The 22749-nt window shown below is 69.8% G+C and carries 16 protein-coding genes and 1 pseudogene; all 17 read right to left on the bottom strand.

Annotation, left to right across the window (positions count from 1 at the left end; genetic code table 11):
• Positions 1-241: 241 nt before the first annotated feature.
• A complete protein-coding gene (locus ACOJUJ_RS29905; protein WP_420130591.1) occupies positions 242-763 on the bottom strand; it encodes an HPP family protein in 522 nt (173 codons plus the stop codon).
• Positions 760-4482: an ABC transporter permease/M1 family aminopeptidase gene (locus ACOJUJ_RS29900; protein ID WP_420130590.1), complete on the bottom strand. Its 3723-nt coding sequence runs from the start codon at positions 4480-4482 to the stop codon at positions 760-762. The genes ACOJUJ_RS29905 and ACOJUJ_RS29900 overlap by 4 nt, the downstream gene beginning before the upstream one ends.
• Before the next feature lie 281 nt (positions 4483-4763).
• A pseudogene (locus tag ACOJUJ_RS29895) lies at positions 4764-5627 on the bottom strand (ABC transporter ATP-binding protein); the annotation flags it as partial.
• 14 nt (positions 5628-5641) lie between these two features.
• Positions 5642-6391, bottom strand: coding sequence for a hypothetical protein (locus tag ACOJUJ_RS29890; RefSeq protein ID WP_420130589.1), 750 nt, complete (start codon positions 6389-6391; stop codon positions 5642-5644).
• Positions 6392-6789: 398 nt separating this feature from the next.
• Positions 6790-7572 (bottom strand): methyltransferase domain-containing protein, encoded by a 783-nt coding sequence (locus tag ACOJUJ_RS29885; RefSeq protein ID WP_420130588.1) that lies wholly within the window; start codon positions 7570-7572, stop codon positions 6790-6792.
• Positions 7569-8471, bottom strand: coding sequence for an alpha/beta fold hydrolase (locus tag ACOJUJ_RS29880; protein ID WP_420130587.1), 903 nt, complete (start codon positions 8469-8471; stop codon positions 7569-7571). Before ACOJUJ_RS29880 ends, ACOJUJ_RS29885 begins: the two co-directional genes overlap by 4 nt.
• A 43-nt stretch (positions 8472-8514) precedes the next feature.
• Positions 8515-10200: a urocanate hydratase gene (gene hutU, locus ACOJUJ_RS29875; protein WP_420130586.1), complete on the bottom strand. Its 1686-nt coding sequence runs from the start codon at positions 10198-10200 to the stop codon at positions 8515-8517.
• 140 nt (positions 10201-10340) lie between these two features.
• The gene (locus tag ACOJUJ_RS29870) at positions 10341-10901 is read right to left on the bottom strand and encodes a Uma2 family endonuclease (protein WP_420130585.1); all 561 of its coding nucleotides are present in this window, start codon (positions 10899-10901) and stop codon (positions 10341-10343) included.
• A 41-nt stretch (positions 10902-10942) separates the two neighbouring features.
• The gene (locus ACOJUJ_RS29865; protein ID WP_420130584.1) at positions 10943-11539 is read right to left on the bottom strand and encodes a Uma2 family endonuclease; all 597 of its coding nucleotides are present in this window, start codon (positions 11537-11539) and stop codon (positions 10943-10945) included.
• Between the two features lie 107 nt (positions 11540-11646).
• Positions 11647-13170: a histidine ammonia-lyase gene (gene hutH / locus ACOJUJ_RS29860; RefSeq protein WP_420130583.1), complete on the bottom strand. Its 1524-nt coding sequence runs from the start codon at positions 13168-13170 to the stop codon at positions 11647-11649.
• Between the two features lie 192 nt (positions 13171-13362).
• A complete protein-coding gene (locus tag ACOJUJ_RS29855) occupies positions 13363-14241 on the bottom strand; it encodes an SDR family oxidoreductase (RefSeq protein ID WP_420130582.1) in 879 nt (292 codons plus the stop codon).
• Positions 14242-14614: 373 nt separating this feature from the next.
• Positions 14615-15796: a hypothetical protein gene (locus ACOJUJ_RS29850; RefSeq protein WP_420130581.1), complete on the bottom strand. Its 1182-nt coding sequence runs from the start codon at positions 15794-15796 to the stop codon at positions 14615-14617.
• A 569-nt stretch (positions 15797-16365) separates the two neighbouring features.
• The gene (locus ACOJUJ_RS29845) at positions 16366-19338 is read right to left on the bottom strand and encodes a putative LPS assembly protein LptD (RefSeq protein ID WP_420130580.1); all 2973 of its coding nucleotides are present in this window, start codon (positions 19336-19338) and stop codon (positions 16366-16368) included.
• Between the two features lie 38 nt (positions 19339-19376).
• On the bottom strand, positions 19377-20150 hold the full coding sequence (gene tatC / locus ACOJUJ_RS29840; protein WP_420130579.1) for a twin-arginine translocase subunit TatC: 774 nt from the start codon (positions 20148-20150) through the stop codon (positions 19377-19379).
• Positions 20151-20545: 395 nt separating this feature from the next.
• On the bottom strand, positions 20546-21097 hold the full coding sequence (gene nrdR, locus ACOJUJ_RS29835; RefSeq protein ID WP_420130578.1) for a transcriptional regulator NrdR: 552 nt from the start codon (positions 21095-21097) through the stop codon (positions 20546-20548).
• 30 nt (positions 21098-21127) lie between these two features.
• Positions 21128-21898, bottom strand: coding sequence for a tol-pal system protein YbgF (gene ybgF / locus ACOJUJ_RS29830; RefSeq protein WP_420130577.1), 771 nt, complete (start codon positions 21896-21898; stop codon positions 21128-21130).
• The gene (locus ACOJUJ_RS29825; RefSeq protein WP_420130576.1) at positions 21895-22506 is read right to left on the bottom strand and encodes an OmpA family protein; all 612 of its coding nucleotides are present in this window, start codon (positions 22504-22506) and stop codon (positions 21895-21897) included. The genes ybgF and ACOJUJ_RS29825 overlap by 4 nt, the downstream gene beginning before the upstream one ends.
• Positions 22507-22749: the final 243 nt, after the last annotated feature.

The following is a 22749-nucleotide window of genomic DNA, read 5'->3' as shown; positions in this document are numbered from 1 at the left end:
CTCGCGTACCTGTTTTCCGCCACGGAGCCATCCCCGCAGACCGGCCGTAAGTCCCGTATTCTCAAGCACAAGCAACGGAGCTGGCGGATGGACCGACTCCGCTGGCTCCGTTGAATCCGTGCGACACCGCTCCTTTGGTGCTCACCAGCCTACCTCGTCGTGTCGAGAGCGGGACGCGGCGTGCGGTCTCGCCGCGCACGGTCCCGCCGCGCACCGCGAACGCGGGGTGTCCGCGACACGGTCATGGATTGGTGGCCGCGTATCGCCCCATCATCCACATCGCGGCACGCTGCATCAGCACCAGCCCGGCGGTGATGGCGACGGCAAGCCCGAACAGCGCCACGTTGCTCTCGTCGCCCGCGCGCAGGGCAAAGCTCAGCGCGGTGCTCACGGCGGGCGGGTGCACGGCGTCGGTCACGATCATCAACAGGATGGTCAGCACCATCGCCACCGCGGCCGCCTGGTAGCCGGGCCCCAGCACCACGAACCCCGCCAGCCCGATGAACGCCGCCGCCAGCTGCGAGATGACCAGCGTGCGGACGCGGTTGGTGCCGTGCTCCGGGTCCAGGTAGATCAGGAAGGCGCTGGACGCCAGCGAGGCGAACAGCAGCCGCTGCTCGCTCAGCACCTCCACCATGAACAGCACCAGCAGCACCGTCGCCGTGGGCAGCGCGGCCAGCATCAGTTCGCCCTTCAGGTGCAGCCGCTGCCGGACCCTGCGCGTGGCGCGGTCCCCCGGCCGCAGGCTCTCCTGCTCCGTCACGGCCGCGCCGGACGGCCCTGCGCGGGGTCGGCGGTGCCGGGCGGCCGCGGACGCGAGCCGTTCCGCCGGCCGGTGTCCGCCGGGGTGCGGCGGGGAACGGGCGTGCCGGGGCGGCGGGTGATCCCCGCCACGTTGTCGTCCACCTCGCGGTCGATCAGCTTGTGCAGCGGGTCGATGCCGGCCCGCCGCGGCCATTCGTCCACGACGATGCGGAAGGTGCGCTGGCGGCCGTCGTAGCGAAACTTGCGCAGCGAGATCGGCTCCTCCTCATCCGCGCCAAACACCCCGATCTCCACCAGGTCGTCCATCGGCACCGGCGTCTCGTCGCCCAGCGGGCCCGCGCGCAGCTTGCGCCCCGTCACCGTCACGTCCACCTGGTAGCGGCCGTCGCCCAGGTCCGTCCCTTCCGCGCGGGTGGCGCGCAGGTCCCACAGCGTCACCGTCTCGAACAGGTCCTCGACCACCGGCTGCAGCGAGTCGGGCGTGGCCGCGCGCAGGTGGCGCAGCAGGTCCTGCGACGTGGGATAGCGGCCGCGCATCCCACGCGCCTCGGTGATGAACGCCCGCAGCGCGCCGTTCACCCGCTCCTCGCCCACGTAGTCGCGCAGCGCGTACATCGCCAGCGCGCCCTTGTTGTAGTGGATGTACTGCTGGTTTTCGACCAGGGCCAGCGGCATCTCCGCGCGGCGCTCCGTGGTGCGCCCCTGCAGGTAGCCGTCCAGCTCGTGGCGAAGGAATCGGCCGATCTGCCCGCGCCCGTACTCCTTTTCCATCACCATCAGCGCGCCGTACTCCGACAGCGTTTCGCTCAGCATGGCGCTGCCCTGCACGTCGGCGCCCACCACCTGGTGTCCCCACCACTGGTGCGCCACCTCGTGCGCCGTGACGAAGAACGGGTAGTCGATGTCGTCCGCCTTGACGTCGGCGATAAAGCCGATCCCCTCGCTGTAGGGGATGGTCCCCGCGAACGACTGCGCAAAGTCGCCGTAACGCGGAAACTCCACGATGCGCACCTGGCTGTGCTGGTAAGGGCCGTACCAGCGCGTGTAGTAGTCCAGCGACGCCTTTACCGCCTTGATCATCCGGTCCACGTTGTACTCGTGTCCCGGGTGATGAAAGACCTCGATCTCCACGCCCTTCCAGCGGTCCTTCTTTACCGCGTACCGCGCGCTCAGGAACGCGTAGAAGTTCAGCATCGGCACGTCCATCACGTACCGGAAGTACCGCCGGCCGCCCTGCCGCCACTCCCGCTCCAGCCGCCCCGGCGCCAGCGCCGTCTGGTCCGCGGAGGTCGACACCGTGGCCGCGAAGCGGATCCAGTCCGCGTCGCGCGAGATGAAGTTGCGCGCCCGGCCGCGGGGATCGTCGATCGCCGCCACGCGGGGGCGCGGGGGCAGGCCGTGCCGCTCGCGCGCACCCTCGTCCGTCAGCTCGCCCTCGGCGTTGTAGCCGATGCCGGGAAGGTACTGGCTGTTGAAAAAGGTCCCGTTCTCCACCACGGGAAAGAACGACGGCTCGTCCTCGAACCCGCGCGCGTCGTGCGCCACCTCGAAGCGCAGCTCCGTGGAATCGCCCGGCGCCAGCGGGCGGGCCAGGCGATAGGCGTAGTAGCCCTTCTCCCTGTCCGCGATGATGCGCCGCGCGGGCACGCCCAGCTCCATCCGGCGGATGATGAGCGTGTTCAGCAGGTCCACGTGCACCTGGTCCACCGGCCGGCCGCCGCGGTTCACCAGCCGGTACGTGCCGCGCACGCGCAGGTCGCGCCGCTCGGGATAGATGTCCACGTCCAGCGTGACGGCGGTAACGCGGGGCTGCGGCAGCGTTTCGAAGCGCTTGTACCGCTTCTCGTACTCCGCGGTGATCCGCTCCCCCTCGTCCGCCGTCTCCCACTCGTTCAGCTGCACCGTGTTGTAGACGATAAAGCCGCCCGTCCCCAGGATCAGCGCCAGGGCCAGCGCCGACGCCATCAGCGCCGGACGGCGAAAGCGCGCCCGTGCCAGCCGCATGCGCCACGGGCCGCCCGTCTCCATCCCCCGCACCCAGAACAGGTTGCTCGCCACCGCCAGCAGCACCGCCACGCCTGCCCAGAACAGCGTGTACCACCAGAACGGCTGCACCGTGTGGCCGTACCCGTTCATGTCGCTGTAGAACGTCTCGGGCGTGAACGAGTAGTGGAACAGGTTGTGGGGAAGCACCGTGCCGTGCAGCCAGGGCGCGCCCACGTAAAAGACGATGGCCAGCAGGTGTCCCACGTACTTGTGGTTCACCAGCGACTGGATGGTCATCATCAGCACCGCCAGCAGCGCCAGGTTGGGCAGCGCCATCCCGAACAGCTCGCGCAGGTACAGCACCGGCTCGAAGCGGAAGTAGCCCTTGGCCGCCTGCACCAGCATCCCCGTGACCATCGCCACCCCCAGCAGCACCGCGCACATGGCCACCAGCGCCAGCGTCTTGGCCAGGAACGGAATCCAGGTAGGCACGGGGAGCGCGTCGTGGATCTGCGCCGCGCCCGTCTCGCGCTCCTCCCACACCAGCTCTCCGGCGTAGATGGTGATGATGATGACCAGGAACAGCGCGAACATCCCGCCCAGCATCTCCAGCACCTGGTAGGTTACCGGAAAGGTTTCGGTGCCGTAGATGCTCCCCAGCTCCGTCGCCATGATGAGGACGAAGGAGACGCACACGCCCGCCAGAATCCAGAACCACACCCCGCGCAGGATGCGCCGCGTGCCGTCGCGCGTGACCGCCGCCAGCTGCGTCAGCTGCGCCCGTGTGCCAAAGAAGCGCCGGGGCTGCGGAAGCGTGAGCCGCGCCGCCAGCCACGGCGCTTCTTCGCCCGCACCCTGCGGCGGACGTCCCGTATCTTCCTTCGCGAACTGGGCGAAGCGGAACTGGTGGATGCCGTACGCGAGGATGCCCAGGCCCACCGCCAGCCAGAGAGCACGGTTGGCCAGCAGCGGCGCGGTAAGGGGGATGCCGAGCGCGTTCTGCTCCGCCACCGTCCAGTAGCGCGTGGCCCAGCGCAGCGGCGCCGCGCCAAACGGGTCGGACAGGTGCGTCACCCAGTCTTCATCGATGGCGCTGGCGAACAGGCGCGACACCGTCCACCCCAGCAGCAGCACCATGCCGCCCACCTGGTTGGCCAGCACGCGCCGGGTGAGCGCCGCCAGCACCAGGAACAGCGCCGCCGTCAGCAGCACGTTGGGGATCACGACCAGCGCGAACGGCGCCGCGTACGCGTCCAGGCGAAACGGGCCAATGCGGTCCGCGTCGGTGAACGGCATGGCCGCCGCCACCATCGCCCCCAGCGGAATGGCCAGGAACACCAGCAGGTTGGTGACGACCGTTCCCAGGTAGCGCCCGCCCATGTACGCCGTTTTGCTCACCGGCGTGGTAAAGAACAGCGGGTGGATGCGCGTCTCGAAGTCGCGGTGCACGGCGCGCCCCGCCAGCGCGCTGGTGATGGGGACGGCCAGGATGGAGATCACGGCGATCAGGTTGGCCAGCGGCCGGGGCGCGTTGGCCAGCTGCACCCGCGAGCCCAGGTCGAAGTCCGGCCACACGCCCGCCATCGCCGCCATCATCACGAACGTCAGCGCGAACAGCAGCCCGGCGTACACCCAGGTGCTGATCAGCCGCAGCTCGCTTCGCACCTCGTACTTCGCGATCAACCACAGCGTCTTCATGCCGACGACCCCGGCCGGCGGAACAGCGCCCACGGGTCCTCTTCCTTGCGCGGCGTATCGTCTTCAGCCGACGGAAGTGGAGGCGGAGGATCGTCGGACGGCGGCACGTCGTCTTCAGCCGCGGCGGGACGGGCGGGATCGATCCGCGCCGGCGCGGAATCATCGGATCGCGCGACGTCCCCGCCCCGCATCGAAGCGCCGGGATGCGCGTCGTCTCCGCCCCACGCGGAGTCGCCAGGATGCACGTCATCCCCACCGCGCGCCGCGTCCTCGTCGAGCCGCACCATCACCGGCCTGGGGCGGGCGATGCCGATCCCCCGCATCACGGTGAAGTAGACGTCCTTCAGGTCCGGCTCCACCGGCTGAAAGCTGTCGTCCGGCGGCGCGTCGCCGTGCACGTGCACCACCGTGCGTCCACCGACCAGCGTGGTGGAGATGACGACGTGCTCCGCCTCGAACGCCTTAAGCTCCTCGCGCGCCACCTCGCGGCGCCACACGCGGCCGCGGACGGCGCGCACCGCCGCCTGCGGCTCGGCCTCCAGCAGGATCTCGCCCTGGCGGATGATGGCCATCCGCTGGCACAGGTCGCTCACGTCCTCCACGATGTGCGTGGACAGGATGACGACGGCGTTCTCGCCCAGCTCGCTCAACAGGTTCAGAAAACGCGCGCGCTCCGCGGGGTCCAGCCCCGCAGTGGGCTCGTCCACGATGATCAGCCGCGGGTTGCCGATCAGCGCCACCGCGATCCCGAAGCGCTGCCGCATCCCGCCGCTGAACGTGCCCAGCCGCCGGCCGCGCGCGTCCCACAGGTTGGTCTGCTCCAGCAGGGAGCGCACGGTTTCGCGCCGCTCGCGGCCGTCCGTGACCCCCTTGAGCACGGCGAAGTGGTCCAGCATCTCCTCCGCCGTGGCGCGCGGGTACAGGCCAAACTCCTGCGGCAGGTAGCCCAGCGTGCGGCGCACGGATTCCTTGTCGCGCAGCACGTCGATGTCGCCCAGTGCCGCGCGGCCGCTGTCCGCCTCCTGCAGCGTGGCCAGAATGCGCATCAGCGTGCTCTTGCCCGCCCCGTTGGGCCCCAGCAGCCCGAACATCCCCGGCGCGATGGTCAGCGACACGTCGCGCAGGGCGTGCACGCCGTTGGGATACGTCTTGGACAGGCGCTCGATCTTCAGTTCCACGGCGTCGCGGGAAGTCAGGGGGTCAACAGGGGGATCAGCGCCCCCAGCAGGTCGCGGGGTATGCCCTCGAACACCACGCCGGCCATCAGCGTGCGCACGGGCTGGTCGTTCAGCCGCACCATGTCCACGCTGCTGTCGGCGGGGAACGCGTACGCCCGCGCCGTCCCGAAGGCGCCGGAGACGTACAGATGCAGCCCGTGGTTCCCGCCGGTGCGGTAGGCGATGGCGGGAGCCCAGTAGCGCGGCGCCAGCTCGTCCGGTTCGCCCGCGTCGCGCGGTTCGGAGCTGGACAGGACGTAGTCCGGCGGCCGCCGGTACATCCACACGAAGCCCTGGGTGGTGTAGAACCCGGACCCATCCTTGGCCCGCATGCGCCCGGCCTGCACGTACGGCATGGCGTGCGTGCCGCCCAGCAGCACGCCGGCGCCCATGTCCAGCGGGGACACGCGTGTCGGCGCCTGCACGTACAGGTCCAGCTCCGACGAGATCAGGTTGATGGACCCGTTCACGCCCACCTGGTAGCCGGGGCGGGTGCCGCTGGCCGCGCGCCCGGTGTGGACGCCCAGCGCCCCCTGCGGAATCAGCGCCAGGTCGCACGTCAGGGTGTCGCACGGCGAGAAGCCCGCCCCGGCGGTAACCACCACGTGCGTGCCCCCCAGCACCGCCGGCCCGTGCGTAACCGTCGGCGCGCACGCCGCCGTGCCCGCCAGCGCCAGCAGCGTAACGATCGTGCGCGACGACAGGCGCGGGATCTGTGACTTCAATGCCCGGTCAGTTGATCGTGGATGTGGACGAAGATGCCGACGCCCTGCCACTCACCTCGGCGGTCGAGTCGGCAGAGGGCTCTCAAGATCGCGCATCAGGTGATCCGATCGGCGTGCGCTCCGCCGCTTCGGAAGCTCATCCGCCGATCCTCATGCCCGTCAGAAAAACGCGGATGGCCCCCTGCCGCATTCATTCTACCTCCCGTTCCCGACATCCCCAATCCGGCTGGTGCCGCGTCGGACGAGGAAACGGCACGAGCAAACTCCGTTAACTCCGTTGACTCCGTGTGAGGCCTATCTTGTTGTGAACTCGACACGAATCGGAGGAACCGGCACGTAAAACTCTGCTAACTCTGCTGACTCTGCGTGAGCCCCATTCTTTTTGCGGACGCGCACGATTACTCGCGACGTCCGGAAACCAGGACCAGCGTGGTGAGCGCAAAGAAGGTCCCCGCCTCGCCCAGCGCCCGCCAGCTCTCGTCCAGCCGGCGCACCTCGTCCGCCGTCATCACGCCGGCGCGCACCGCCTCTTCCCCCGCCACGTCCAGCCGCGAAAGCAGCCGCCAGAGCGCGTAGTCGGTCACGTACAGCGGCAGCGCCTCCGGCGTGACGTCCGCCAGTCCGGCGCGCTTCGCCATCCCGTACAGCCGCCGCCCGGAGTAGCCGTTGGCCAGGCACAGCTCCGCCAGCACGTGCGCCATCCGCCGCTCCAGTTCCGTCTCCGGCGTATCGACCGAGCGCGTCCCCCAGTCCGTGTCCACCAGCACCACCCATCCGCCGGGGCGCGTCACCCGCACCATCTCCGCCACCGCGCGCTCCGGCTCCGCCAGGTGCAGCAGCAGCCGCTCGCTGCGCACCCCGTCGAACGCGCCATCCGCGAACGGAAGCGCCGTCGCGTCGCCCACCCGGTGCTCCACCCGCCGGTCGACGCCGGCCGCACGCGCGCGCCGGTCCGCCTCCGCCACCATCTCCGGGTCGCGGTCGATGCCGGCGACGTGCCCCGACGGCCCCACGATCTCCGCCAGCGGCAGCGTGTCCGTCCCCGGACCGCACCCCACGTCCAGCACCGACGCGCCGGCGGACAGCCGCAGCCGTTCGTAGCTGCGCCGCTTTCCCTCCGCCGCCAGGCGCGCCGCGGCGTCCAGGTAGGCGGGGTCCACGTACCCGGTGCCGTGCGTCACGTCGGGAGGGGGGTGAGGGATGATGCGAAGGCGCGGATCTCGGCCGCCACCCGCTCGCGCGTCGTCAGGTAGAAGTAGTGCCCGCCGTCGACGGCCACCACGCGGCCGCTCGGCGCCTCGGCGAGAAAGCGCGCCTCCGACGTGCGCCGCCACGGCTCGCGCACCGTGCGCAGGTACGCCTCGGCACGCTGCAGGTCCGCGCGCGACATCGGCATCCGCCAGCCGAACTGCGTCTGCACGGATTCGTCCGCCACCAGCGCCAGCGCCGGGCAGCGGAGCGCCGCGTACGGCGTGGCGTGCAGCCCCGCGTCGTCCAGCAGCCCCATCAGCAGCTCCCACCGCCACGCGGCCGTATCGCCACCGGGGTGGGCCATCAGGTCCGCCTCCAGCGCGGGGCACCAGAATCCGGGGACGTAGCGGCTCATCCACTCGCGCGTCCCCTCGCGGTCCCCGAAGTCGGGGCGCGGCGGCGGCGGAAACGGGTTCTGCGTCATCACCTCGCCCCAGCGCGCGTAGTCGTGCAGCGCGTCCAGGTACACGATCCCGCGCACCCGCTCCGGGCTGCGCACCGCCAGCCGCGTCGCCACGGTTCCCGAAAGCGAGTGGGCGACGACGATGGCGCGTTCCAGCCCGTGGCCATCCATCACCGCCCGCACGTCGTCCGCAAAGCTTTCCACCGTGTAGCCGCCGGCGGGCGTCGCCGAGTGGCCGTGCGCGCGCGGCGTGACCGCGATCACCCGAAAGTCGCCCGCCAGCGCCGGGGCCAGCTCGCGGAACACGTGCGCGCTCTGCCCCAGCCCCGGCAGCAGCACCAGGCCGGGGCCGCCTCCCTCCCAGCGCAGCACGTGCAGCCGCACGCCGTCGCGCGTGACGAACGCGTTCGCCGGCGTGCCGCTCACGGCGGAGCGCGCCAGGGAGGGCGATGCGGCCGCCGCGCGGCGCTCACCCGCCCGCCATGCCCTCGCGCATGGGGATGCGAACCCCCTCCCGCTGCGCCGTCTCCACCGCGTCGTCGTATCCCGCGTCCGCGTGGCGGATGACCCCCATCCCGGGGTCGTTGGTCAGCACGCGCTCCAGCCGCTCGCGCATTTCCGGGGTGCCGTCGGCCACGATCACCTGCCCCGCGTGCAGCGAGTTGCCGATCCCCACCCCGCCGCCATGGTGAAACGATACCCACGAGGCGCCGCTGGCCACGTTCACCAGCGCGTTCAGGATCGGCCAGTCGGCGATGGCGTCGCTGCCGTCCTTCATGGCCTCCGTCTCGCGGAACGGCGACGCCACCGACCCCGTGTCCAGGTGGTCCCGCCCGATCACGATCGGCGCCGAAAGCTCGCCCGACGCCACCAGATCGTTCAGCGCCACGCCAAACCGGGCGCGCGCCCCCTGCCCCAGCCAGCAGATGCGCGACGGCAGCCCCTGGAACGCCACCTTCTCCCGCGCCTGCGTGATCCAGCGCCGCAGGTGCTCGTCCTCGGGAAACAGCTCCAGCACCAGCTCGTCCGTGCGGTGGATGTCGGCCGGATCGCCGCTGAGCGCCACCCAGCGGAACGGCCCCTTCCCCTCACAGAACAGCGGCCGCACGTACGCGGGGACAAAGCCGGGAAAGGCGAACGCGTCGGCGTACCCGGCGTCCCGGGCCTGCCCGCGCAGGTTGTTGCCGTAGTCGAAGGTGATGGCGCCGCGGCGCTGCATTTCCACCATCGCCTCGCAGTGCACGCGCATGCTCTCCATCGAGCGCCGCTGGTACTCCGCGGGGTCCGCGATCCGCAGCGCGTCCGCCTCCTCCGTCGTGAGCCCGGCGGGGACGTAGCCGTTCAGCGCATCGTGCGCGCTGGTCTGGTCCGTCACCACGTCCGGCGTTACCCCGCGCCGCACCAGCTCCGGCAGCACCTCCGCGCAGTTGCCCACGAGGCCCACGGACAGCGGCTCGCCCCGGTTGCGCGCGTCCATGATCCAGCCCAGCGCCTCGTCCAGATCGTGCGTCATGCGGTCGCAGTAGCGCGTCTGGATGCGCCGCTCGATGCGCCACGGCTCCACCTCCACGCACAGCACCGCGCCCTCGTTCATCGTCACCGCCAGCGGCTGCGCGCCGCCCATCCCGCCCATTCCGCCGGTGAGCGTCCACGTTCCGCGCAGCGAGCCGCCAAAGTGCTGCCGCCCCACCGCGCCAAACGTCTCGTACGTCCCCTGCAAAATCCCCTGAGTGCCGATGTAGATCCCCGATCCGGCCGTCATCTGGCCGTACATCGTCAGCCCCTGCCGCTCCAGCTCGCGGAACGTTTCCCAGTCCGCCCAGCGCGGCACCAGGTTGCTGTTGGCGATCAGGACGCGCGGCGCGTGCGTGTGCGTGCGGAACACGCCCACCGGCTTGCCGCTCTGCACCAGCATGGTCTCGTCGTCCGCCAGCGTGCGAAGGGTGCGCACCATGGCGTCGAACGCCTCCCACGACCGCGCCGCGCGCCCCGTGCCGCCGTAGACGACGAGATCGTCCGGCCGCTCGGCCACGTCGGGGTCCAGGTTGTTCATCAGCATGCGCAGCGCGGCCTCCTGCTGCCAGCCGCGGCAGGAAAGCTCGTTTCCGCGCGGCGCGCGGACGGTGCGTGGTTCGGCGAGAGTGGCGGTGGTCATGTGCGTGCGTTTGGATTGAAAACGGATGAACTATAACGTCTGGTTATAGTTCGTCCGTCCGTGATGACAATGCCTGGCGCGGCCGCGGGTGAGCGGTCGTTCGCAGGTGCAGGAGATACGGAGGTCGATCAGCATTCGGGCTACTCCAGATCGGACAGCAACTCGCTCATCACAAGTTCGAGCACCGCCCCACCCTCTGCCGGCTGCCAGCGCACGCGATCCGCGACTGCGATCGGCTGATCCGCATCCTCCTGCAGCCGATAGACTTCGATTCGAGGCCGGAACGGATCGACGATCCAGTACTCTGGTATTCCGTGGCGCGCATAACACTCGCGCTTGATTCCCCGGTCGCGGGTTTCGGTGAACTCCGACAGCACTTCGACCACCAGTTGGACGAGGGGCCCGGTCTTCGCGCTGGCATACGGCGCCCGCCGGCCTGGGAAGACGGCGATATCGGGTACCAGGTAATCGGCGTCGGCGAACACCAGCGGCGGCCGAAAGAGCACCCTTCCCACACGCTCCCGCTTGGCGAACGCGCTCAGTTCCACGAACACGCCCGCGCTGAGATCCTGGTGAGCCGGCGAGAGCCAGGGTGTCAGGTACAGCCCACCGTTAATGATCTCGAACTTCCCGTGCTCGTCCAGGAGCCAATCGGAATCCGTGTAGCTCCACCCGGCTTGCGCAGCCATCACGTTGTTCATCGCGCGGCTCCTGCAGCGTCTGTTCGGCGGATACGACCAGCTCAGCTCGTGAACCGCGGCTTGGTGTAATCGTTCGCGGGCCGGAACAGGTGCTGCACGTCGATCACGAGTTCCGGACCGCCGGGCGTGGGACGGTAGCGGAGTGCGTCATCCTCCACCGCCACCCGCCTCAGTTCGTCGAAAATCAGGCGATACACCTCCACCTGCTTCTCGTCCGCGTCCACAATCCAGTACTCGGGCACTCCATAACCGGCATACCGCTCGCGCTTGATTCCGCGATCGCGGAGCTCCGTGCTGTCGGACAGAATCTCCACGATCAGATCGGGCGTGCCCACCACTCCACGGTCGTCGAGCACTGCATCCGCGTTCTCCGCGCGAACGAAGACCAGGTCTGGCTCCACGTAGTCGCCTTTCGCGAAGATCACGTCGAAGGGCGCGGCGTAGACTTCGCCGGCCCCGTGCTCCTGGCAAAAGGCCTCGAGCAGGTGGACGAGGCGGGCGGATACCTTCTGATGAAAACGGCCGGGTGCTGGCGTCACGTACAGTTCTCCGGCGATGACTTCGTAGCGATTGCCATCATCGGGGAGACGGGCGAACTCCGCGTACGTCCATTCGCGGACTGCCGGGTGTGTGCTCATCGTCTCTCCCTCCGTGAAGTTGCCGGGCTGTGGGCGGGCCCCGTACTCAAGATCACCCGATCCGCGTTCACTTACAAGCGGCTCGCCAGCCGCCAGCCGGCGCAGCGCTACCAATCGACCAGAACGCCCTCGCGCACCAGCGCGGCGGCGGTTTCGATGTCTGGCGCCAGCACGCGGTCCCCGTCCAGGGGGCCGATGCGCTCGCGGAGCGTGTCGTACGCGCGCTCCACGCCGCGCCCAGGGCGCAGCGGCTTGCGGAACTCCAGCGCCTGCGCGGCGCACAACAGCTCGATCCCCAGCACCGCCTCCGTGTTGCGCAGCACGCGGCGGGCCTTGATGGCGCCGTGGGCGCCCATCGACACGTGATCTTCCTTGTTGGCCCCGGTGGGAATGCTGTCCACGCTGGCGGGCTGGCTGAGCACCTTGTTCTCGCTCGCCAGCGCCGCCGCCGTGATCTGCGCGATCATGAACCCCGAGCACACGCCGGGGTCGCGCGTCAGAAACGCCGGCAGGTCGCCCGAAAGGTCGGGGTTCACCAGCCGCTCCGTGCGACGCTCGGAGATGGAGGCCAGGTCGGTGAGCGCGATGGCCAGCAGGTCCAGCACCTGCGCCACCGGCTGGCCGTGAAAGTTGCCGCCGCTGATCACCAGCCCGTTCTCCCCTTCGTCGGGAAAAATGAGCGGGTTGTCGGTGGCGCTGTTGCACTCGGTCTCCAGCACCTGGCGGACGTACGCCAGCGCGTTGCGCGCGGCGCCGTGCACCTGCGGCATGCAGCGGATGGAATACGCGTCCTGCACCCGCGGGTCGCCGTAGCGGTGCGATTCGCGGATCTCGCTGTCGGCCAGCAGGGTGCGCAGCCGCTGGGCGCTGGCGGCCTGGCCGGGGTGCGGGCGGGCGCGCATGATGGCGGGATGGAACGCGTCCGGCGTCCCCATCAGCCCCTCCAGCGACATGGCGCCCGCCACCTCGGCCGCCTCTACCACCCGCTCCGCGCCCTTCAGCAGCAGCGCGCCGATCCCGGCCATGAACTGCGTGCCGTTGTTCAGCGCCAGCCCCTCCTTGGCCTGCAGCCGCACCGGCTCCAGCCCCGCGCGGCGCATCGCCTCCGCCCCCGGCAGCACCTCGCCGCCCACCTCCGCCTCGCCCTCGCCCACCAGCACCAGCGCCAGGTGCGACAGTGGCGCCAGATCGCCCGACGCGCCCACGGAGCCCTGCTCGGGGATCACGGGGTGCACGCCGGCGTTCAGCATGTCCAGCAGCCGCTGCACCACCACGGGGCGAATGCCGGAGAAGCCCTTGGCCAGCACGTTGGCCCGCAGCAGCATCATCGCGCGCGTCTCGGCGCGGCTCAGCGGCGGGCCAAAGCCGCACGCGTGGCTGCGGATGAGGTTGATCTGCAGCTCCTCCAGCCGGTCCGCCGCGATCGGCGTCTCCGCCAGCCGCCCAAAGCCGGTCGTCACGCCGTAGACCGTAGCCCCTTCCGCCAGCGCGCGCTCCACCACGTCGCGCGAGCGCTGCATCCGCGCCTCCGTCCCCGGCGCAAAGGCGACCTGCGTGCGCGGATCGGTGGCGACGAGCTCGATGTCGTCCAGCGTAAGGGTGTCTCCGTCGATCTCGATCCGGTGGGGCATGGTCCTTTGCGGTTCTGGGCGGGAAAGTCCCGGAAAATAGACGCCCCCGGCGGCCGGGACAACCGCCGGGGGCACGTGCGGGAGGGAGGGAGTGCGTTAGTGCGTTAGTGCGTTAGTGCGTTAGTGCGTTAGTGCGTTAGTGCGTTAGTGAGGGAGTGCGTCAGTGCGAGGCAGGCCCGGGTGCCGGCCGGATCACTCCGGGGCGTATGAGCCGGTGCGAAGCTCGTCGATCACGGAGGGGCGCGACGGCCTCCATCCCAGGCCAAGGGCGTGCTCGCAGGAAATCTGCTGGTCCAGCGCCAGCGCGTCGGCGTAGGGGCCCAGCTTCTCGCGCGCCTCGTCCAGCGGCCACGATTCGGTCTCCGCGCCGTTGGCCTGCGCGGCGGCCTGGGCCACGTCGCGGACGGAAAGCGCGGGGCCGTCCGCCGCGTTCAGCACCGTGTCGGTGGGCGCGTCGACGGCCAGCACGTACAGCGCCGCCAGGTCGTCCACGTGCACGAACGGCCAGCGCTGCGTTCCGTCGCCCACGTAGCGCACGACGCCCTTGCGCCGCGCGGCGGAGACGAACATCCCCGGCGTCCCCCCGCCGCGGCCGTAGACCACCGCCGGGCGGACGATCACGGAGCGGATCCCCCACGCCGCCGCGTCGCGCATCGTGCGCTCCACCTCCGCGCGCCACGCCACGATCTCGGTGGGGTGCAGCGGCGCGTCCTCATCCGCCACCCGGCCACCCGTGTCGCCCAGCACCCAGATGCCGCTGGTGTAGATGAACGGCTTTCCCGTCCCTTCCACCGCGTTCAGCATGGCGCTTACCGCGGCGGTGTCGACCTCCGCCTGGTCCTCCTGCCCCGTCGCCCCCAGGTGGATCACCGCGTCCGCCGCCCGCGCGCCCCGGTACAGCGCCGACAGTTCCGTCAGCGAGCCCCACACCACCTCCACGCCCATGGCTTCGAGCTTTGTCGCCGCCTCGACGGAGCGCGCCAGGCCGCTTACGTCGTGCCCCTCCACCCGCAGCGCCTCCACCACGGCCGTGCCAATGTACCCCGTTGCCCCCGTCACAAAAACGTTCATCCACCCCTCCTCCTCGACCCGTTCCGCGAAAATTCAGAAAGACAGCGAACAGCGATACGCGTTCCTCGCCCTCCGCGCAACCACGCGCCGCCCGATATACCAGCGGCCGCTCCCGGTATCAAGAGTCAACGGAGTGAACGTCATTGGCTGCGCCTTCCCTTTGATCATGCCCAGTCGCGGAATTGCAGGTCTCACGCGGAAACGCGGAGGGCGCGGACACACGGAGAAGTTCTCCGCGCCTCGCGTCCTCCGCGTCTCCGCGTGACACCCGTTCGTTCAGGGCCCTGCGGTCGATGGAGGTCATGATGACGGATGCAGCAAGCGGAGGCCGCCGAAGCAGCCTCCGCTTTTCATCCGCCGATGATCGTGCCGGTCAGCGGGCGCCGACCGAGAGCTGCGGCTCGTTGGGCCGCGTCTGGTACGCCCAGTCAAAGATCATCAGGTCCTTGCCGTCGTGGGTGCCCAGCATGGTCACCCGCAGCACCGCAACGTGCGGCTGGCCGTCGCTGCCCGTCACGCGGAATACGTAGCTGTACTCCGCGTCCACGCCGATCGGCGACGTGGTGTAGCCGGCGGTGGGCGCCGTGCGGGCGGCCGTGCACTCGGCGTCGGCGCCGGGGCCGCAGACCAGGGCCGTGGTGCGGCCCCACTCCGTGACCTGCGTGCCGTTAAGCGGCACGATGCGCCAGCCGTTCACGTCGCTCTCCAGCCGCCAGTGCGCGCTGGCGGAGGTCCCGCTCATCACCGGGTAGTCCGCCTCGTCGGACTGAAAGCGGAAGCCGCTGAGGGCGGCGCTGTCGGCCAGCGCGTAAACCAGCTCACCCGAAAAGTCCGGCCGCGGCGAGACGAACACCTCGCTGCTCAGGTTGCTGTAGTGGCCCAGCGAGTCCAGCGCGGCGATGCGGTAGCCAAAGCGCGAGCCGTTCTCGGCGCGCTGGTCCAGAAAGCCGTTGCCGTCCGTCTGCCCGGCCTGGTACAGCGAGGCCTCGCCGTCCACGCTGGTAAGGTACACCACGTAGCGCGACACGCTGCTGCCGTTGGCCGGGTTGGCGGTCCAGCGCACAAAGGCGGCGTTGTCCAGCCCCACGCCGTCCAGGCCGGTGGGCGCCGCGGGCCGCGGCGTGCCGGGCACGGTCACCACGTCGCGAAAGTCCGACTCCGTCTGCAGGTCGCTGCTCTCGTCGTACGCGGCGACGTAGTACTCGTAGTTGCCGCCGGGCTGCACGTTGCGGTCGGTGTACACGCAGCCCGCGTCCGAGCACGAGGTCACGGTGGCGACCAGGGTAAAGCCCGCGTCCGAGGCGCGCTTGCCGTACACGCGGAACACCTCGTCGTCCCAGTCGCTGGGCGGAAGCCAGGTCACCTGCACCGAGGGGTATCCCACGGGCTGGCCGTTCTGGAAGTCTTCCAGCACCCAGGCGTAGGTGGCAAACAGGTCGGTCGGCATTCCCGGCGGGTCATCCGGATTGACGATGACGACGTTGGGGTTGGTTTCACAGGCCGCGGCCAGCAGCAGGCCCGCCGCGGCAATGTACGTTCTGGCGATGGTCTTCATGGGAAGATCTTTCAACACGAGTGCGGATGCCAACTGCTCCGGCCATTCCGGGAGGCAATGCCCGCGCCGAGCGAGGACAATCGAAGGCCGCATCCCAAGTCATTGGATCACAATCACTTGATGATTTTGCCCCTGATCCGTCCCTGTCCCGGGTGTCTCGCAGGTACGGCGATCCTCCGTCACCGGAAGGGGACACGAGCGGCGAGGCTTCAGAACAGAGGTCAGGATACAGAGGAACGGACAACAGCCAGAGGAACAGAGGAGGAATGCGGATCACCTCTGTTCCTCTGGCTGTTCTCGGTCCCCCTGTACCTTCCGATGTTGCTTTTCCGGATTCGGTATCTGAGAGCATCGTGGTACGCGACGGGTCCCGTGCACCGGGAGAGGAGGTCCTTCAGTCGGCGCCACGGTTGCGGCGCCAGGGGATGTTCCCACGTGGCGCCTCCCTCAGCAAGTCAACGTCGGGATCGGTGTGAGGCCGCTCACCACCGTCACCCGTTCACCCGTTCACCCGTTCACCCGTTCACCCGTTCACCCTCACACCCTCACACCCTCACACCCTCACACCCTCACCGGTCGTTGTCCACGTCCGGCCGGTCCGCCCCGAGATTCTGCCGGCTGTAGTCCGCCTTCAGGTCCGGCAGGTCCTGCAGGTGCACGGAAAAGGAGAACGACGTGTTGCCGTTGGGCGCGCGCACGAAGTCGAAGTTGGCCTGCCAGCGGTACAGGTCGCGCTTGAAGTTGAGCACGTGCGTGCCGAACTCGTTGTCGGTCACCGAGTAGTCCGTGTACCAGCTCACCGCCCAGTTGCGGGTGGGAAAGAAGCTGACGTTCCCCGAGATCTGCTGGTTGCCGCCGTCCGCGCGCGCAAGCTCGCCTACCGCCAGCGGGCGGGTGCGGCGCAGCGAGTAGCTCAGCGACACGTTCCACGATCCGCCGCCCGTCCCCATCGGCCGGCCGGTGGAGGTCTGCGAGCCCGGCGGCTCCGCCGTGGGAACGCCTTCTTCCGACGGCGTCTGGCCGCGCTCGCCGCGCCGCTCTTCCTCCGTGGCCCGGCTAAAGCCCAGGTACCGGAACAGTGCCGACCCCGCGCCAAAGCTCAGCGACGTCTGCACGCCGGTAAGGAAGGGCGAAAAGGTGCGCCGCCCGCCGCCCAGCAGACCGGCGCCCCCGCCCAGGGGGTCGGTGGATTCACCCAGCTCCTCCCTGAACAGGTCGTGCGAGATGGTGAAGTTAAGCCCGCCCAGCAGGTCCGAGCGAATGCTGTTGGTGAGGTCAGCCGTGGTAAAGCGCCGGCCAAACAGGTCGGGGACAAAGCTGTACACCAGCGACGAGGTGTTGATGGCCAGCAGCGTGACCTTCTCCGCCTGCTCCGGCGCCGCCGCGCCCGCGCTGTCCGCCCCGGGCGCGCCGGCGCTGGCGGTGTCGCGCAGGGTGGCCTGGTTCGGGTTGAGCTGGGCGTTGGCCGTGTCCGTCTGCGCGCCGGGGTTGCCGGTCTCGGCGCCCTGGGGGTTGCCCGTGCCGCCGCGCTCCTCGTTGCCCCGGCGCGGCGCGCGCAGCTTGCCTTCGAAAGTCTGGTTGAGCGTGAACGTCACCTCGTTCTGCTCGCGCGCCTCCTGCGTGCCGAACACCGCGTTCTGCAGGCTGTTCTGCACCACCTGGGGCGTAAACCGGTAGCTTAGCGCCGGCGACAGGTGGTGCCGGATCGCCGAATACGAGGCAATGCCGGGAAAGAACCCGAACAATTCCGTGCGCAGGCCGGCGCCAAAGTTCACGCGGGGCTGGCCGGCCACAAACTGGCCGTAGCGCTGCAGGTTGATGGGGCCCGGCGCCAGCCCGCCGTCGAACGCCGTATCGCGCCGCACCACCTGCTGCGAAAGGCTGATGCTGGGGGTAAGGCGCGTGGAGCCGATCAGCCGGAACTCGTATCCCGTGCTGGCGCCCCAGTCCAGGGTTTCCGTCCCGTAGCCGGGCAGGAAGGCCGCGCGCCCCGTCTCCACGCCGTCCACCAGCTGGGCGGTGTCGACGGCCGCCAGCTCGCCGCGCGACTGGCGGTTGTAGCGCGTGGTCCCCGCCACGCTGATGGGTCCAAAGCGCACGCTGCCGCTCACGCTGGCGTCCGCGTTCTGCTGCCCCTGCTGCCGCCGCGTAAGCGCGTCGCCCGGCGACACGCGGTCCGCGCTGCCGTCCATGGTGATGGTGAGCGCCGCGTCGTTGTACCAGCGCGGCTCCGCGCCCTCCGGCGTGCCGAACAGGGTGATGGTCTCGGGGCTGAGGCTGAGCCGCGTACGCAGGTTGTTGTCGCCGGTGGCGATGGACTGCCGCAGCTCCGCCCCGGAGGTCAGCGTGCCCCAGTCCATCCGCCGCGAAAAAGAGAGCGTGCTGCTCACGTCCGACGTCTGCCGGAACGGGTCGATAATGCGGTCGCGCTCGAACTGCGTGCTGCTGGCGTAGTTGATGGCCGTGCTGATGTCGGTGCGCTCGTTGGGCTTCCAGCTTCCGCTGCCCAGCAGGTTGAACTGGTTGGCGCCCTCGTCGCGCCAGAAGCGCTGCAGACTGGCGTTGCCCGACAGGAACTTGCGCGCCCAGTTGAACTGGTACCCCACGTCAAGCCCCACCCACGACTGGCTGCGCCAGTTGAGCGCCGCCTGCAGCCCCATGTACTCGTTGATGGCCCAGTAGTAGCCCACGTTGCCGATCTGCCGCCCCGTGCCGCGCGTGCCGCGGCCGCGCTGGTCGGTGCGCACCAGGTCGTTGATCTCGAACTCGGGGATCAGAAATCCGCTGCGCCGCCCGCGCCCCAGGTCCTGCACGATAAAGGGGAGCACGAACACGGGAACGCCGCGGAACACCAGGTACGCCGGCCGCCCCACCAGCACCCGGTTCTTGATCACCTTGAGCCGCGAGGCGCGAAAGAAGTACGCCGGCTCCTCGCGGTCGTCGGAGGTAAAGGTGCCGCCCGTGGCGTACACCCGCTCGCCCTGGTTCTCGGTGGTTACGTTCCCCTGCACGTACCAGGTGGCGCCTTCCGTCACCGTCGTCCGCGCGTTCTGCACGCTGGCGCGGCGGTTGGCCAGGTCGTAGAAGATGACCTCGCCCTCGATGTCCTGCCCCTCGCCCGTGACGCGCGGGTCGCCGTACACCTCCACAAAGTCGCTGCGCTCGCGGTACACGATGCTGTCGCGCGCCTCGATCTTGTCCGAGCCACGGGTGACCACCGGGCTGCCGCGCAGCCGCAGCGTGCGCTCGCGGTTGTCGAACTGCGCACTGTCGCCCTGGTACTCCACCGGCACGTAGCCGGGCAGGCGCAGCAGCGCGTCGATGGCGCTGTCCTGCACCACCGGGCGGGCGGTGCCGCTGTCCTGTGGCACCGTGTCGCGCGCGGGCTGCCGCGTGGGACGCGCATCGCTGGGCGGGCGCCCGGGCGTAACGCGGCTGCGGGGTCCGGTGGGGATGTCCTGCGCCGCCGCCGGCACGGCCAGCAGCGCCAGCGCGGCAACGATCAGGGCCGCGCGCGAACGGCCGCGGACGATGGACTTCACGGTCCGGATCGGAAGCAGAGGAAGCACGGGGACCTCGCTTACGCCTGCGCGCCGGCCGCCGCCTCGGCAACGCGCCGGCGGCGGGTGACCACGCGCGACAGGATGATGCTGAACTCGTACAGCAGCACCAGCGGCGCCATCATCATGAGGGTGACGGTGATCACGTCGCCGGGGGTGAGTACGGCGGCCAGGATGGTGATGCCCGCGACGGCGTGGCGGCGCTTGCTGGCCAGGAACTCGGGCGTCACCAGCCCCAGCGCCGACAGGATCAAAATCACTACCGGCAGCTCGAAGACGATGCCGAACGCCAGCAGCAGCCGCGTGACCATGGCCATGTACGGGCCGATCACGATGGACTGCTCCAGGAACTCCGTCTGAAAGCCCATGGTGAACCGGAGCGTCATGGGAAGCACGATCTTGTAGCTCATCACCACGCCGCCCAGAAACAGCACCACGCCCATGTACAGCGCGGGGACGATCACCCTCTTTTCCGACGGCATGAGCGCCGGCGCCAGGAACGACCAGATCTGGTAGATGACGATGGGCGACGCCAGCACCAGCCCCGCGATCAGCGACAGCTTGAGCGTCACGAAAAACGGGTCGGTGGGGCTGAGGTACTTGAGCTTGCCCCCTTCCAGGAACGGCTCGATGGGGCGGATGAGCAGCGTCATCGCCTCCATCCTGTCCACCAGGATAAAGCCGACGATGGCCCCCACGACGATGGCCAGCAGGCTCCACAGGGCCCGCCAGCGCAGTTCCTCGAGGTGGTCCAGAAAGGGCATCTCGCCCGGGTTGCGTCCCAGCATGCTCATCTATCCTTCAATCCTTCGATCATCCACGGAGATAGGCGGGGACGCAATTCCCGGCGCCGCCGTGCCAGCTATCCTTCAATCCTTCGATCATCCACGGAGATTGGCGGGGACGCAGTTCCCGGCGCCGCCGTGCCGGCCCACCACCGGAACCGGCCAGCCGGGCACAACGGCGCCACGACGCGACGCCGTGGTTCCAGCAACGGCGCCGCGCCGAGCATCTACGTTCAGCCTGAACGGGACCGGTGGCAAGCCCCCGGGCGCCCGCCAGCCCCGCCGACACACAATCCTAACCAAACACCCACGCCGGCTGAATCCGGGCAACGCGTCCGCACAGAGTACGGTGCGACGCGTCCCGCAGGATCTCTGCTCCCGTGGCGGCAGACGTCAGAGGCGGGTCACGGTCGTTCGTCCGCGTCCGCGGCGGTGTTGTCCGCCGCCTCGGAGGCGGGGTCCAGCGGCAGCTCGTAGTGCGCGCGGTGCATCTCGCGCTGCGCCTGCCGGTCGGCCAGGTCCCGGAACTCGTGGTAGAATTCCTCGGGATCCTGGAAATTCCGGTAAACGCTGGCGAAGCGAACGTAGGCGATGTGGTCGCGCGACTTGAGGCGGTCCATCACCATCTGCCCCAGCTCCTGGCTTTCCACCTCGCCGCTCTCGCGCCGGTCCAGCTCGCGCTCGATGTCCTCCACCACACGGTCGATCTCGGTGGGGCTCACCGGGCGCTTGGCGGTGGCGGTGCGAATGCTGGTGAGCAGCTTTCTGCGGTCGTAGGGCTCGCGCTCGCCGTCGCGCTTGAGCACCTGCAGCGGCCGCTCTTCGATGTACTCGTACGTGGTAAAGCGCCGTTCGCACCGCAGGCACTCGCGGCGGCGGCGCACGGCGCGGCCCTCGCGCACGCTGCGCGAGTCGACCACGCGGTCGTCGGTATGATGGCAGAAGGGGCAGCGCACGGGCCTAGAACCCCGCTCCGGACCGGCGGTTCATCGCGACCCCATCCGCTGCAGCTCCGTCCGCGCCTCGCCCGCCTCGGTGCTGCGCGCGTACCGCGACACCACCGCGTTGAAGTGGGTGCGCGCCTGTGTGCGATTCCCGCGCCCAAGCTCCAGCCGCCCCATCCGCAGCAGCGCCGCGGCGGCCCTGGGTGACGTGGGATACAGCTCCACGACGCGGGCGTAGGCGGTGATGGCGTTGGCGGGTTCGCGCCCCTGCTCGTAGCTCTGGCCAATGTTGTACTGCGCGTCCGGGGCCAGCCGGTGCTGCGGGTTGGCGCGCAGAAGCTCCTCGAACCCGCTGCGCGCGGTGCTCACCGAGCCGCGGCGCAGCGCGCCCAGCGCGGCGTCGTACAGCTCCTGCGGGTCGCCGCCCTCTTCGGCCCCGCCTTCATCCCCGCCGTTGTCGCGGGCGGCGGCCGCGGCGGCTTCCTGCGCACGGCGGGCCTCGGTGGCGCTCTGCTCGATCTGCTGGCGCAGGCCGGCCAGCTGGGCCTGGTTCTGCCCGCTGAGCTCCTGGATCTGCACCAGCTGGCGGTCGATGGCCAGCAGCCGGTTGGCAAAGTCGCCGCGCAGGCGCACGTTCTGGTCGCTCAGCGAGTCCAGCATGGCCTCGGTGCGCGAGATGAGGGCGCGAAAGAGCGAGTCCTGGTGGGCGCGCTGGGCGGTCATGTCCAGCCGCAGCTCTTCCACGTCCTGCTTGGTGGCCACGCACGCCGCCAGCGGCAGCAGCGCGGCGATCAGAACGAGGCGGCGGATCATCGCAGCTCCTCCGGCACCACCGTCACCTGCCCGCCGATGATGCCGAACTCCGCGCGCCGGTTGCGCGACCACGCCTCTTCGTCGTCGCCCTCCACCAGCGGGCGCTCCTTGCCCATGCTGACGGTGGTAAAGCGGTCGGGGTCGATGCCGTAGTTGGCCATGAAGGCGCGCACGGCCTCAGCGCGTCGCTGGGCCAGGGCCAGGTTGTACTCGGTGGAGCCCCGCTGGTCGGCATGGCCCTCGATGCGCAGGCGCACGTTGGGGTTGGCGGCCAGGACGGCGGCCTTGAGGCGCAGCTTGTCCTCGGCCTCGCTGCCGATCTGGTCGCTGTCGTACTCAAAGAAGACGATCTCCGTCAGCACCTCGCGGGCGCCGGAGGTTTCGCGCTCCAGCCGCTCACGTTCCAGGCGTTCGCGCTCGGCCCGCTCGTTCGCAAGCCGCTCGCGCTCCGCGTCGGCCACGCGGATGCTGTCCTCGCGGCTGGTGCCGGACCCGTCGACGGTCGTGGTGCCGCCATCGGGCGTGGGCGCGGTCTGCGGGCGCTTTTTGCACGCGCCCAGGGCGGTCAGCGGGACGAGGGCACAGACGAGGACGTGGCGCAGCTTCATCGGTTCTCCTGGCGGTCGGGAGTCGGGTTGGGCGTTTGCTGATTCAAAAAACGATAGCTTCCGGAGCGGCGAGCATGGGTGCCAAGAGGCAGGCCCCACGGTACGCCCCCTCCGCTCGCTCAGGCTCGCATCTCCCCCAAAAACCCTTGGGGAGGTTGGTGTTGCCGACGGATCGAGGCTCGGCGACTTCGGTCGAACTGGCGCCCGGCGGGGTGCCCCTCCCCCGGCCCCGCCCCCTCCCCG

Origin of the sequence: Longimicrobium sp., assembly GCF_048594345.1 — a bacterium.
In the GTDB taxonomy this organism is placed as follows: Bacteria; Gemmatimonadota; Gemmatimonadetes; order Longimicrobiales; family Longimicrobiaceae; genus Longimicrobium.
The sequence above is the reverse complement of the archived record's forward strand: the minus strand, read 5'-3'. Positions and strand labels throughout refer to the sequence as shown.

Coding starts and splice junctions, on each gene's coding strand:
- ACOJUJ_RS29850 (WP_420130581.1), bottom strand. CDS start 15,796: ATGAAGACCATCGCCAGAACGTACATTGCCGCGGCGGGCCTGCTGCTG.
- hutH (WP_420130583.1), bottom strand. CDS start 13,170: ATGCCCCACCGGATCGAGATCGACGGAGACACCCTTACGCTGGACGAC.
- ACOJUJ_RS29825 (WP_420130576.1), bottom strand. CDS start 22,506: ATGAAGCTGCGCCACGTCCTCGTCTGTGCCCTCGTCCCGCTGACCGCC.
- ACOJUJ_RS29870 (WP_420130585.1), bottom strand. CDS start 10,901: ATGAACAACGTGATGGCTGCGCAAGCCGGGTGGAGCTACACGGATTCC.
- hutU (WP_420130586.1), bottom strand. CDS start 10,200: ATGACCACCGCCACTCTCGCCGAACCACGCACCGTCCGCGCGCCGCGC.
- ACOJUJ_RS29865 (WP_420130584.1), bottom strand. CDS start 11,539: ATGAGCACACACCCGGCAGTCCGCGAATGGACGTACGCGGAGTTCGCC.
- ACOJUJ_RS29855 (WP_420130582.1), bottom strand. CDS start 14,241: ATGAACGTTTTTGTGACGGGGGCAACGGGGTACATTGGCACGGCCGTG.
- tatC (WP_420130579.1), bottom strand. CDS start 20,150: ATGAGCATGCTGGGACGCAACCCGGGCGAGATGCCCTTTCTGGACCAC.
- ybgF (WP_420130577.1), bottom strand. CDS start 21,898: ATGATCCGCCGCCTCGTTCTGATCGCCGCGCTGCTGCCGCTGGCGGCG.